Genomic DNA, 12,043 nt, shown 5'->3' with positions numbered 1-12,043 from the left:
CGCTGCAATAGAATACTCCTGACGACCTCTTGCAGGCGGAGAGCGATATGAAGAGCGGCGATTCCCGGAACAATGTGATCGACGCCGCGCTGCGGTTGGCCGCGCGGCGCGAATTCGCTGAAGTCACGCTGACCGATATCGCCCATGAGGCGAATATCTCGCTGGCCGATCTGCGCGACCTCTTTCCCTCGAAGGGCGCGATCATCGGCGGCTTTTCCCGGCGCATCGACCGCGAGGTTCTCGACGCTTCGCCGGCTGACGGCTCTCACGAACCGGCGCGCGAGCGGCTCTATGAGGTGCTGCGCCGCCGGCTCGAGGCGCTCGAGCCGCATCGCGAGGCGCTGGCGAGCGTCGCCCGCTGGGCGGCGCGCGACCCGCTCACCGCCGCGGCGCTCAATCGGGAGACGGTGAATTCCATGCGCTATATGCTGGAAGCCGCCGACATCGACAGCGAGGGTCCCGTCGGCTCGCTCAAGCTTCAGGGCCTCGCTTTCGCCTGGGGCCGGGTGCTCGACGACTGGCTCTCCGGCGACATTCACGACGCGCTTTCGACGCTCGACCGCGAGCTTGCGCGCGGCGAGCGCTACGTCGATCGCGCCGAAGATTTCGCCCGGTTGACGCGGCCCTTCTACTCCTTCGCGCAAAGCCTGTTCGGCGGGCGAACGAAACGTGGCGGGAAGGATTACGACGACGAGGATTCCTATCCGCACGCGCGTGCGTGACAGCCGCTACAGCGGCAGGCTCACCGTGGCGCGCAGACCGCCGAGCGGGCTGCGGTCGAGCGTGATGTCGCCGCCGTGGGCGCGCGCGATGTCGCGGGCGATGGCGAGGCCGAGGCCCGAATTGCCGCCGTCCTGATTGCGCGACTCGTCGAGACGATAGAATGGCCGGAAGGCGTCTTCTCGCCGCTCCACTGGAATGCCCGGCCCGTCGTCGTCGACATGCAGCGTCAATGTCGCGCCGTCGTTGATCGCCGAAAGCTCGATCTGCTTGCCATAGCGCTGGGCGTTGCCGACGAGATTGGCGAGCAGCCGCTTGATCGCCGCGGGCCGAACGACGATCTGCGGATCGCCCTCGATCTTGATCGCGGCGGCGATCCCGCGCTTTTCGGTATCCGCCTTCAACTCGTCAAACAGGGCGCCGATGTCTGTGAGCGCCGAGGCCTCGCCGCCGTCGCCGCGCGCGAAGGCGAGATAGGCTTCGAGCATGCGCTCCATCTCGTCCACGTCCTTGCGCATTTCGACCGCCTCGCTCGACTCGGGCATCAGCGCGAGCGACAGCTTGAAGCGCGTGATGAGAGTGCGCAGATCATGCGAAACGCCGCTGAGCATAGTGGTGCGCTGCTCGATCGCGCGCTCGACTCGGCGCTTCATCTCGACGAAGGCCGCCCCGGCCTGTCGCACCTCGCGCGCGCCGCGCGGCCTGAAGGCCACCTCGCGTCCCTTGCCGAATTCCTCCGCAGCATGCGCGAGCCGCAAGATCGGGCGGATCTGATTGCGCAGGAAAGAGGTCGCTATGGCGAGGATGATGATCGACGCCACCGCCATCCACATGAAGAAAATATAGGAGTTCGAGGCGTAGGCGTGCGCTCGCGTCGCGAGCATCTTCAGCGTCGCGTCGTCGAGCGCGACGCGAATTTCGATGAGATTGCGGGGAACGGACGTGTTGACCCAGAAGGGCTGCGGAACGCGCCGCGACAGCTCCTTGGTCAGCGCCCTGTCGAGCAGGGAGAACAGCGACGATTTCGGCGCGGGCGGCGGCAGCGGCTGCTTGGGCAGCACCGCGACCTCCATATTGAGGTCCGTGGCGGCGATATGGCGCAAACGCGTATGTTCGGCGTCGTCGGGCATGTTCCGGTAGATGTCGACGAGCGCCGCCACCTGGCGCGCCATGCCGGCCGAGAGCCGATAAGTGACGACCTCCCAGTGCCGCTCCATGAACACATAGGCGATGGCCGATTGCAGCAGGACGACGGGAAGAATCACGATCAGCAGCGTGCGGGCGTAAAGCCCCTTTGGCATACGATCATGCAGCCAGGTGGCGAAGAACCGCCAAAGATTTCGCGGGGCGGCCAGAACTTCCGGTAGGACCACGGTCATCGTGACGCCTCCATGGCGTTTCCCGCCGAAGTGGATGCCGCTTCAGCGTGGAAATGCGTCAATTCAAGAATGCGGAGCGTGTACATAAACGGACGACTCATGGACATGCTCTAGCATTTCGGGCCGCCGCCGCGCATCGGCTCGACGAGCAGCCGGTAGCCGTGGCCGCGCACCGTATGCAGGTAGCGCGGCGCATTGGGATCGGTCTCGATCTTGCGGCGCAAGCGGGCGATCTCGACGTCGACGCTGCGTTCGCTCGCGCTTTTGCCCGGATCGCGTTGCGCCAGAAATTGCCGAGAAACAATGGCGCCGTCATGTTCGACAAGCGCGCGCAAAAGCCCGCGCTCGCGCGTGGTCAGGCGCACCGGCGCGCCGGCGCGCAGCAATTCGTCGCGCGCGGGATAGAAGACGAAATCGCCGAAACGCTTGGGAGCCGCCGGCTCGACGCGCCGCGCGCGCCGCAAAATGCTGGCGATCCGCAAGGACAATTCGCGCGGATCGAAGGGCTTGGCGAGATAGTCGTCGGCCCCGGCCTCGAGCCCCAGGACGCGATCGGCCGTCTCGGTCAGCGCCGTCAGCATCAGAATGGGCGCCGAGCGCATGGGCTCCGCGCTCTCGCGCAGCCGCGCGGCGAAGGCGGCGCCGCTTTCGCCCGGCATCATCACGTCGAGCACGATGAGATCGAAGGCGAGGTCGCGCATTCTGGCCGCGGCTTCCTGCGCATCGGCCGCCGCGCTGACGAAATAACCTTCGTTCATCAAATAGCGCGATAGAAGCGTGCGGATCCGCTTGTCATCGTCGACGACGAGAATATGCGCGCCCTTCGCCTGCGGCGGCCCCGGCGCGCGTTGCGGCGTCGCGGTCATGAGGGGCCGCCTTTGCGTCTGGCTCTCGCGAGATGCGCGCGCACGCGCTCGCGTTCGTTGGGATCGATCATGGCGAACAGGAATTGAGACGCGGCGCCGCGCGCGGCGGGCGGCAATTCCTCCATGACGCGCAGAAATCGCTCCGATTGCAGCGCGGCAAGTTCGCGCGCCAACTTCGCGCCCTGCGGCGTCGGATAGAGCAGGCGCTGACGGCGGTCGACGACGCCGGCGTGCGCCTCGACAAAGCCCGCGTCGAGCAATTGCTTGAGCACTCTGTTGAGGCTCTGCTTGGTGATTTTCAGGGTCTCGAGCAGCGCCGCGATGGTGAGGCCAGGGCGCCGATGCACGAAATGCAATACGCGGTGATGCGCACGCCCGAAGCCGTAATTTTCGAGAAGCCGGTCGGCGTCGCCGACGAAATCGCGATAGGCGAAAAAGAAGAGCTCGACGAGTTCGAGCGCGTCGGCTCCTTCCAGCTGCGCCGCGGCTTTCGCGGGCGCGCGTCGAAAGGCGGCGACAGGCGTCGACACGGTCGTTTTGCGCTGCAAAATTTCGCTCACGCTTGTCAAATCCTTGACGGTCGGCGCCGGCTTTTTATGTCAGCTATATTGACATATTTCTGACCGATGGCTAGTGCTGACCGCGGATTGTAACGCGCCATTCGGCCCTGTTCGACCGTATCTTCCCGGAGCCCGCCATGTCGCTTCCGCCCTTCGACCAGCGCGACGGATTCATCTGGTATAATGGCGCGCTTGTTCCCTGGCGCGACGCCAAGCTCCACGTCCTGTCGCATGGATTGCATTACGCCTCCTGCGTCTTCGAGGGCGAGCGCGCCTATGATGGCGCGATCTTCAAGTCGCGCGAGCATTCGGAGCGCTTCAAGGCTTCGGCGCGGGTGCTCGATTTCGAGATTCCCTACAGCGTCGAGGAGCTCGACGCGGCCAAGGACGCGACCGTCAAGGCCAATGGCCTGATGAATTGCTACGTCCGACCGGTCGCATGGCGCGGCAGCGAAATGATGGCGGTGGCGGCGCAGAATTCAACGATCCATGTCGCCATCGCCGTTTGGGACTGGCCGAGCATGTTCGACGTGAACGCGAAGATGAAGGGCATCAAGCTCGACATCGCCGAATATCGCCGGCCCGATCCGCAGACGGCGCCGTCGCTGGCCAAAGCCGCCGGCCTTTATATGATCTGCACGATCTCCAAGCATCGCGCGGAGCGGCGCGGCTACGCCGACGCGCTGATGTACGACTGGCAGGGCAGGGTGGCCGAATGCACCGGCGCCAATGTCTTCTTCGTCAAGGACGGCGCGCTGCATACGCCCATCGCCGACTGCTTCCTCGACGGCATTACGCGCCGCACGGTGATCGGCCTCGCCAAAAGGCGCGGGATCGATGTCGTCGAGCGGCGCATCCTGCCGGAAGAGATGGCGTCTTTTTCGGAATGTTTCATCTGCGGCACCGGCGCCGAAGTGACCCCGGTGTCGGAGGTCGGCCCCTATCGCTTCACCCCAGGGGAAATGTCCCGCCTCCTCATCGAGGATTATTCCAACGAGGTCGTAAGGAAGAGGGACGCCGCCTGAGCGCGCGTCAAAGAGCCTCTAATCGAGTCTTTCCGGTGTCATTCCCGACGCGCGAAGCGCGATCGGGAATCCAGGGCCACGACAAAAATCCTGACTATTGCTCTGGATTCCCGGTCCGGCCTTCGGCCTGCCGGGAATGACACGCCAAGCAAACCGCTTGATCGAAAGCAGACCTCAGCCGCTCATGCGCGCCTTTATGGCATGCTCCGCAAGCGTTTTGCCAAGCGACCAGACGGCGGAAGGCGCCTTATGCGCGTCCGCGATGACGGCGTCGAAGGAAGTTTCGATCCAGTCGCAGTCGGCGTCGGAAATCGTCAGCGGCGGCAGGAGCTTGATCGTGTGATTGCCATGTCCCGCGACCTGCGTCAGCACCTTGTGGTCGCGAAACAGCGGGATGGAGATGAGCTGGCAGAACAGCCCCGAATTGACCGTCTCCAGAAGATTCCACGCCGCTTTGAGCTTGAAGGACTGCGGCGGACCGAATTCCACGCCGATCATCAGCCCTTTGCCGCGAATGTCGGCGACGAGTTCATAGCCTTCCGCCATTTTACGGAATGAGGCGAGCAGGCGTTCGCCCTTCGCCGCCGCATTCTCGACGACGCGCTCGTTTTTCATCACGTCGAGCGTCGCGACGCCCGCCGCCATGGCGAGATCATTCTTGCTGAAGGTCGAGCCATGAACGACGGCGCGATCCATACGATCGAACACCTTGTCGAAAATCCATTTGCGCGTCAGCACGGCGCCGACGGGCACATGGCCGCCCGAAAGCGCCTTGGCGACGACGATCATGTCGGGCTCGATCCCGTCGAAATGATCGATGGCGAAGAAGCGCCCGGTGCGGCCAAGGCCGGTCTGGATTTCGTCGGCGACGAAGAGTGTTCCATATTTGCGGCAGAGCGCCTGCGCGCCGGCGAGATAGCCGTCGCTTGGAATATTGACGCCCTTGCCCTGGATCGGCTCGACGAAAAAGGCGGCGACGTCCCGGCCTTTCAGCGCCGCGTCGAGCGCCGCGAGATCGTCGAAGGGAACCTCGCGCGCATTTGGCAGCAGCGGCCCAAAGCCCTTTTTGAAAATCTCGTCGCCATTCATCGACAGCGAGCCGTAGGTGAGCCCGTGAAAGGAATGCGCGCAATGCAAAATGCCCGCGCGTCCCGTCGCCGCGCGCGCGAATTTGATCGCGGCCTCGACCGACTCGGCGCCGGAATTGGCGAAGAAGACCTTTTCGAGTCCGGGCGCATAGGCGAGCAGTTTTTCGGCGAGCACGCCGGCGAGGACCGAAACGTCGAGTTGCACCAGATTAGCGAATTCGCCGTCGAGAACGCTCAGCAACGCCTCGCGCAGCGCCGGGTGATTGCGGCCCACCGCAAAGACGCCCCAGCCGCTCAGGAGATCGAGATAGCGGTCGCCCTTGCGGTCCCAAAGATAGGGGCCGAGGCCGCGCGTGAAGCCAACGTCATAGCCGATGGTCTTGAGAACGCGCACCCACATTTCGTTCAAATATTTCGAGTGCAGCGCGAAACGCTCGTTCTCGCGCGCGGCGACGAGCGCGGCGAGATCATATGCGGAATCGACAGGCGCGCTCGCGCCGTCGTTCTGTGAAACGCCCCGGGGCGCGGTTGCGGGCGCGGTCGACGAATGGGTCATTGCGGCGGCTCCAACCGATCGAGCGGCGGCGGGAAGAAAAGCGGGTCCATGGCCCCCGCGACAAGGCCGCCGCCGGTTTCGATTGCGCGCGCCGGGCGAATTTGTCAAATCCGCAGATGTTGCCCGGACGCCACATGTCTTCGAGATTTTTGCGGCGGCAGTCTCCACATTTCTTCGCCGTCGCGCGCTTTGGCCGCTGCCGCGGCGCGCGCGCCAAGCCGGTAATGCTTATCGTTTCAGCATCGAGGCGAGAGTTTTGGCGCGACGGGCGGCTGCGCGCGCGCCTATCCACAGGCCCTCAAAGCTTGGAAAAATTGCGGTTGGATGAAACGCGGCGAATGCTATCCTACCGACGTGATTCAGAGCGACTCGACGATTCGGGCTGACGGGAATCGCTTTACGTCGGCGCGTCGCTGCTCTGGATCAGCAGGGGAGTTGGTCAGTGGTAGCCAAAGTGACTTTTCATGATGAATTAGGCGCCGCGAACGCAACAGAGCCGGATGAAGCCGGTCTGGACCTTGTTGAAATCGCCGGCCACATAAAATGGTTCGATGTTGCGAAAGGATATGGTTTCGTCGTTCCCGACGACGGCTCGGCCGACATTCTTCTTCATGTCACCATCCTCCGCCGCAGCGGGCTGCAAACCGCCTTCGAGGGCGCGCGCGTCGTCTGCGAGGCGCAAAAGCGCGCGAAAGGCATGCAGGTCTTCCGCGTCATCGCGATGGACGAGTCGACCGCCGTGCATCCATCCCAATCGATGGCCGGACGCACCCATGTGCAGGTCACGCCGACGAGCGGCTATGAGATCGCTATCGTCAAATGGTTCAATCGCGTGAAAGGATTCGGCTTTCTCACGCGCGGCGAGGGCACCGAGGATATTTTCCTGCATATGGAGACGGTGCGCCGCTATGGCATGACGGAGCTCAAGCCCGGCGATAGCGTGCTGGTGCGCTACGGCGGCGGTCCGAAGGGGTTGATGGCGGCGGAGGTGCGCCCGCTCGACGCCAAGAGCCTGCCGTCGTCGCATTGAAAGCGCCGTCCGATTCGACATGCGACGTCGCTTTCGAGAGTTTTCCCCGATGAGCGCGTCGCGGCCCTTTTCGCTCCTGCGGGTTTTGACGCTGTTCTGCGCGCTTGCGGCCTTCTGTCAGGCCCGCGCCGAGCCGACGCTGGAGACGGTGCGGATCGTCACCGCAACGGGCGAACATGTGTTTAAGGTCGAAATCGCGGATACGCCGAAGACGCGCATGCGTGGGCTGATGTTCCGCAAATCCATGCCGCAGGATCAAGGCATGCTCTTCGATTTCAAATCCGAGGAGCCCGTCTCCATGTGGATGAAAAACACCCATATCCCGCTCGACATGGTGTTCGTCGCCCATGACGGCAGGGTGGCGTCCATCGCCGCCGACACGGAGCCTTTTTCGGAAAAGATCATCTCCTCAGGCGAGCCGGCGCTGGCGGTGATCGAACTCAACGCCGGCGCGGCGCGCCGCATTTCGCTCGCGCCCGGCGACATGGTGCGCCATCGCCTGTTCCGGCAATGAGGGCTTCGCTTGTGAGGCGGCCTGCCGCATGCTAGCGAAAGGGCCGCCGAGAGCAGGGCCGCTTTGGCGCGTCTTAACGTCCGGCGGGGTATAGCGCAGCCTGGTAGCGCGGAAGTTTTGGGTACTTCAGGTCGCAGGTTCGAATCCTGCTGCCCCGACCAGCCTGCGCGTTCCGCGCCGAATTTCGCGACTTGGTTCCGCCAGCGGCGCATTATGAGGAAGCCATGACCGCACGCATCTTTCGCCCGGCGCCGAGCGCCACGCAATCAGGACCTGGTTCGGTCAAGCCCTGGCGCCTGGCCTTCGATCCCGAGTCGCCGCGCAGCATCGATCCGCTGATGGGCTGGACGAGCTCCGGCGACATGCGCCAGCAGATCCGCCTGAACTTCGCCACCAAGGAAGAGGCGATCGCCTATGCCGAGCGCAACGGCCTCGCCTATCGCGTCGAGGAGCCGAAGCCGGATCTCGCCGCCCGCCGCGGCGCGTCCTATTCCGACAATTTCAAAACCAGCCGTATCGGCCTCTGGACGCATTGAGGCGCTTCGACCCCGTAGCTCAGCCGGATAGAGCAACCGCCTTCTAAGCGGTAGGTCGCAGGTTCGAATCCTGCCGGGGTCGCCATAAATGACGCGATCTGTATGTAAGTCATCTGGAGCGGCCGGGCCGGGGGTGATAGGGTCCGGGCGGAAGCTTCGACGCGCCATAACTTCAACGCGTTTTGACTCCGTAGCTCAGCCGGATAGAGCAACTGCCTTCGAAGCAGTAGGTCGCAGGTTCGAATCCTGCCGGGGTCGCCAGACGGACAAAGGGACGGGACGAGCAAGATGCGGCTCATTCGGCGTCATCAGGCAGTTATTGCAGGGGCGCTCGCTTTTGGGCTGGCGCTCGCGCCGCGCGCCGTTCCGGCCCAGGAAAGCCTGTTCGATTTTCTGTTCGGTCCAGGGCCTTCCGCGCCCAGGGCGCCTTCTTCGCAAGGACCGCGCGATGGATCGAACGGCGCGCCGGCCGCGCCGCGGCCGGAGGGCGGCTCCGGCGCCTATTGCGTGCGCGCATGCGACGGTTACTACTTTCCGCTCGTGCGATCGTCGCAGGCGACGCGCCAGCAGTCGTGCGAATTCCTCTGCCCCTCCGCAAGCGTCGAAGCCTATGAGGGCGGCGGCATCGAATATGCGCGCAACGCCAAAGGGCAACGCTATTCGGCGCTTCCGACGGCTTTCAAGTTTCGGGAAAAGGTCACCAAGGACTGTTCCTGCAATGATCCCGCCACGTCGCAGGCGCATTTCCTGCGCCTGTCCCTCACCGACCCGACATTGCGGTCGGGCGACGTCGTTGTCGAGCCGAACGGCCCTTTCGTCTATAATGGCGAGAAACTCGTCGCGTTGAGCCGCTCCGCCTTGCCGGCGCCGGTCAAGGCGCATCTTCGCGAGCTGCTTCGCCGCAAGAATGCTCCCGACGAGGAGAGCGCGCTCACGTCGGACGACGCGCTGGCGTTAAGCAAGCCGGACGGGCAGGCTGCGCCTGAAGGCGCGAGATAATCGCGCCCAACGGACGCTTTGCCGCTTTACAGCCGCCCGCCGCCCCGGCTATGTGGCCGAGCCGATTTATGACAGTTTTGTGACGATTCGGCGCGAGCGAGGAATCTCCATGCTGTCTTGGTTTCAGGCGCTTATGCCCGGAGAGGAGCGCTTCTTCGATCTCTTCGAGCGCCACGCCGAGACGCTGGTCGCCGGCTCGCTCGCCTTGCGGGCGCTGCTCGAAGGAGGCGAGGGCGTTCTCGTCCACAGCCAGGAAATCCGCCGCAAGGAACACGAGGCCGACGCCGTCGCCCGCGACGTGCTGCTTGCCGTGCGCCGAACCTTCATCACGCCTTTCGACCGCAGCGACATCCGCGATCTTATCACGGCGATGGATGACGCCATCGACCAGATGCACCAGACCGCGAAGGCGACGCTACTCTACGAGACCCGCGATTTCGATCCCCCCATGCGCCGCATTGGCGACATCATCGTCGAGGCGGCGAAGCTGACGCGCGACGCGATTCCGCTCCTGCGCGCCCTGCGCCAGAACGCCGCCAGGCTCAACGCCTTCAGCGAAGAGGTCATCCGCATAGAGGACGACGCCGACGGCATTCACGATCAGGGGCTCAAGGCGCTGTTCCAGGCGCATCGCCACAGCGATCCAATGGCCTTCATCGTCGGCGCGGAGATTTACGACCATCTTGAGAAAGTCGTGGACTGTTTTGAGGACGTCGCCGACCGCGTCGCCGGCATCGTCATGGAACACACATAGAGACGAAGCGTGCAGGATTTCTCCGCCTATCTCTATGGCCTTGTCGCGGTCGCGCTGATTTTCGACTTCCTCAACGGCCTCCACGACGCCGCCAATTCCATCGCGACGATCGTCTCGACGCGCGTGCTGCGGCCGCAACTCGCCGTCTTCTGGGCCGCCTTCTTCAACTTCGTCGCCTTCCTGTTTTTCGGCCTGCATGTGGCGCAGACAGTGGGCGCCGGCATCATCTCGCCGGAGATCGTGGACGATTTCGTCATTTTCGGCGCGCTGATGGGCGCGATCGTCTGGAACCTCATCACCTGGACGCTGGGCATTCCTTCGTCGAGCTCGCATGCGCTCGTCGGCGGCCTCGTCGGCGCTGGCGTCGCCAAGGTCGGAACCTCGGCGATCGTCTGGGAGGGTCTCGCCAAGACCGCCGCCGCGATCGTGCTGTCGCCGGCGCTGGGGTTCCTGCTGGCGCTGGCGCTCGTCCTAGCCGTGTCGTGGATTTTCGTGCGCAAGACGCCGGGCGCGGTCGACGCCTTCTTCCGTTCCCTCCAATTCGTGTCGGCCTCGCTCTATTCTTTGGGCCATGGCGGCAATGACGCGCAGAAGACCATGGGAGTGATCGCGGTGCTGCTCTATTCGCATGGCGCGATCGAGGGGAAGTTCCATGTGCCGTTCTGGGTCGTCATCGCCTGCCAGGCGGCGATGGGCCTCGGCACGCTTTTCGGCGGATGGCGAATCGTGCGCACAATGGGGTCGAGAATCACGCGGCTGACTCCGATGCAGGGCTTTTGCGCCGAAACCGGTGGCGCGGTCACGCTCTTTCTGGCGACGGGATTGGGCGTGCCCGTCTCTACGACGCATACGATCACCGGCGCCATCGTCGGCGTCGGCGCGGCGCGGCGAACTTCGGCGGTGCGCTGGAACGTCGCCAAGGACATCGTCGTCGCCTGGATCATCACCATGCCCATGGCCGCTTTTATCGCCGCGACCTGTTACGCTCTGGCGAGGATCGCCGCATGAAAGTTCCCAAGGTCAAGAAAAAGCGGGAAGGCGCGGGGCCGGAGCCGCGCGTGCAATATGCGGCGCTGCCCTGGCGGCTGAAGGACGGCCGCGTCGAAGTCCTGCTCGCCACCTCCCGCGACACCAAGCGCTGGGTGATCCCCAAGGGCTGGCCGATGAAAGGCCGCAAGCCGCATATCACCGCGGCGATCGAAGCGCTGCAGGAGGCCGGCCTCCTCGGCAAGGTCGAAAAGGTCAAGCTCGGCGACTATCATTACGAAAAGCGCCTGAAGGGCGGCGCGACGCTCGACTGCCGCGTCGAGGTCTTTCCGCTGCGTTTCCTGCGCCAGCGCAAGGACTGGCCGGAAAAGAAACAGCGCGCGACGCAGTGGTTTCACTATGAGGTCGCCGCCGATCTCGTGGACGAGCCGGAGCTGCGCGGCCTGATGCTGGGCTTCGGCGCGTCGCTGGCCGAAAAGGGCTAAAGCATCAACGACCGTGTGTCTTTATCCAGTTCGAAAGAGATTTGGAGAATTGCCGATAGCCGGCGCTTGCTAACTTTTCCGCCGCGAGCTGAAGCGATTGGAAAGCTTTCGCTTTTTGCTCGGTCGAGGCTTCGACGCCTGACTGAAATACGGCGGCATAGTTTTCTTGCGCTTCGACCAATTCGGCTGGATCACTCGGCGAGGATTTGCCTGGCAGCGCGACGCCTTCCCGTTCATGAACGGGTAGGAGAGCCCTTAATCCGGCTTGCAAAAGAAGCCCCATGTTCATGAGCGCGTCTGCAGAAGGTTCGGGAGCCGATTGGTCACGTCCGCTTCCTGAAATCTCTCGAACGATTTCTCCGATCCGCAATTTGGCGATCGCGACGGGATTGAAATCAGATTTTTTTTCCGCTCTGGCGGAACCAAGATCGGCGCTCACAAAAGCCAAAGCCGCAAGAATGGCGCGCCTTCGATCAATGTACATCGCGATCCTCCTGCGCCGTCATTCGCCCGCATTTGTTCAACGAGATTCGATAGTTGACTT

Annotated in this window: 14 protein-coding genes and 3 tRNA genes; 12 read left to right on the top strand and 5 right to left on the bottom strand. The window is 63.7% G+C overall.

Translation table 11 applies throughout. The annotated features are described in order from the left end of the window. Positions 1-47: 47 nt before the first annotated feature. Positions 48-722 carry a TetR family transcriptional regulator gene (locus tag V3H18_RS03360; protein ID WP_332080477.1) on the top strand — a complete coding sequence of 225 codons (675 nt, stop codon included), beginning with the start codon at positions 48-50 and terminating at the stop codon, positions 720-722. A 6-nt stretch (positions 723-728) separates the two neighbouring features. On the opposite strand, the gene V3H18_RS03355 is transcribed toward V3H18_RS03360, so the two are convergent. From V3H18_RS03355 to V3H18_RS03345, 3 genes are all read right to left on the bottom strand, one after another. Continuing rightward, positions 729-2,099 (bottom strand): ATP-binding protein, encoded by a 1,371-nt coding sequence (locus V3H18_RS03355; protein WP_332080476.1) that lies wholly within the window; start codon positions 2,097-2,099, stop codon positions 729-731. A 110-nt stretch (positions 2,100-2,209) separates the two neighbouring features. Beyond that, positions 2,210-2,965 (bottom strand): response regulator transcription factor, encoded by a 756-nt coding sequence (locus V3H18_RS03350; RefSeq protein WP_332080475.1) that lies wholly within the window; start codon positions 2,963-2,965, stop codon positions 2,210-2,212. Further along, positions 2,962-3,525 carry a MarR family winged helix-turn-helix transcriptional regulator gene (locus tag V3H18_RS03345; protein ID WP_332080474.1) on the bottom strand — a complete coding sequence of 188 codons (564 nt, stop codon included), beginning with the start codon at positions 3,523-3,525 and terminating at the stop codon, positions 2,962-2,964. The genes V3H18_RS03350 and V3H18_RS03345 overlap by 4 nt, the downstream gene beginning before the upstream one ends. Positions 3,526-3,662: 137 nt before the next feature. On the opposite strand from V3H18_RS03345, the gene V3H18_RS03340 reads away from it, so the two are divergent. Beyond that, on the top strand, positions 3,663-4,550 hold the full coding sequence (locus V3H18_RS03340; protein WP_332080473.1) for a branched-chain amino acid aminotransferase: 888 nt from the start codon (positions 3,663-3,665) through the stop codon (positions 4,548-4,550). Positions 4,551-4,724: 174 nt separating this feature from the next. Here V3H18_RS03340 and V3H18_RS03335 read toward each other — a convergent pair whose 3' ends face one another. Beyond that, positions 4,725-6,194 carry an aspartate aminotransferase family protein gene (locus V3H18_RS03335; RefSeq protein ID WP_332080472.1) on the bottom strand — a complete coding sequence of 490 codons (1,470 nt, stop codon included), beginning with the start codon at positions 6,192-6,194 and terminating at the stop codon, positions 4,725-4,727. A 442-nt stretch (positions 6,195-6,636) separates the two neighbouring features. On the opposite strand from V3H18_RS03335, the gene V3H18_RS03330 reads away from it, so the two are divergent. The 10 genes from V3H18_RS03330 to V3H18_RS03285 all read left to right on the top strand — a co-directional run bounded on the left by V3H18_RS03330 (position 6,637) and on the right by V3H18_RS03285 (position 11,499). After that, complete coding sequence (locus V3H18_RS03330) at positions 6,637-7,224, top strand: cold-shock protein (protein ID WP_332080471.1); 588 nt, start codon at positions 6,637-6,639, stop codon at positions 7,222-7,224. A 49-nt stretch (positions 7,225-7,273) separates the two neighbouring features. After that, positions 7,274-7,738: a DUF192 domain-containing protein gene (locus V3H18_RS03325; protein ID WP_332080470.1), complete on the top strand. Its 465-nt coding sequence runs from the start codon at positions 7,274-7,276 to the stop codon at positions 7,736-7,738. Between the two features lie 84 nt (positions 7,739-7,822). Next, positions 7,823-7,899 (top strand) — tRNA-Pro (locus V3H18_RS03320). 63 nt (positions 7,900-7,962) lie between these two features. After that, positions 7,963-8,274, top strand: a complete 312-nt coding sequence (locus V3H18_RS03315) for an ETC complex I subunit (protein WP_332080469.1) — start codon at positions 7,963-7,965, stop codon at positions 8,272-8,274. A gap of 8 nt (positions 8,275-8,282) precedes the next feature. After that, positions 8,283-8,359 (top strand) — tRNA-Arg (locus V3H18_RS03310). A gap of 99 nt (positions 8,360-8,458) precedes the next feature. Beyond that, positions 8,459-8,535 (top strand) — tRNA-Arg (locus V3H18_RS03305). A gap of 27 nt (positions 8,536-8,562) precedes the next feature. After that, positions 8,563-9,273: a DUF2865 domain-containing protein gene (locus V3H18_RS03300; RefSeq protein ID WP_332080467.1), complete on the top strand. Its 711-nt coding sequence runs from the start codon at positions 8,563-8,565 to the stop codon at positions 9,271-9,273. Positions 9,274-9,382: 109 nt separating this feature from the next. Next, positions 9,383-10,027: a DUF47 domain-containing protein gene (locus V3H18_RS03295; protein ID WP_332080466.1), complete on the top strand. Its 645-nt coding sequence runs from the start codon at positions 9,383-9,385 to the stop codon at positions 10,025-10,027. 9 nt (positions 10,028-10,036) lie between these two features. Beyond that, positions 10,037-11,035 carry an inorganic phosphate transporter gene (locus V3H18_RS03290; RefSeq protein WP_332080465.1) on the top strand — a complete coding sequence of 333 codons (999 nt, stop codon included), beginning with the start codon at positions 10,037-10,039 and terminating at the stop codon, positions 11,033-11,035. Next, on the top strand, positions 11,032-11,499 hold the full coding sequence (locus V3H18_RS03285) for an NUDIX hydrolase (protein ID WP_332080464.1): 468 nt from the start codon (positions 11,032-11,034) through the stop codon (positions 11,497-11,499). Before V3H18_RS03290 ends, V3H18_RS03285 begins: the two co-directional genes overlap by 4 nt. Before the next feature lie 4 nt (positions 11,500-11,503). On the opposite strand, the gene V3H18_RS03280 is transcribed toward V3H18_RS03285, so the two are convergent. Next, entirely contained in the window at positions 11,504-11,983 is a 480-nt protein-coding gene (locus V3H18_RS03280) for a hypothetical protein (RefSeq protein ID WP_332080463.1), read from the bottom strand. Between the last annotated feature and the right edge of the window lie 60 nt (positions 11,984-12,043).

The organism is Methylocystis borbori (genome assembly GCF_036576025.1).
In the GTDB taxonomy this organism is placed as follows: domain Bacteria; phylum Pseudomonadota; class Alphaproteobacteria; order Rhizobiales; family Beijerinckiaceae; genus Methylocystis; species Methylocystis borbori.
Note: the sequence above shows the minus strand (reverse complement) of the source record. Positions and strands in the feature narration are given on the sequence as shown.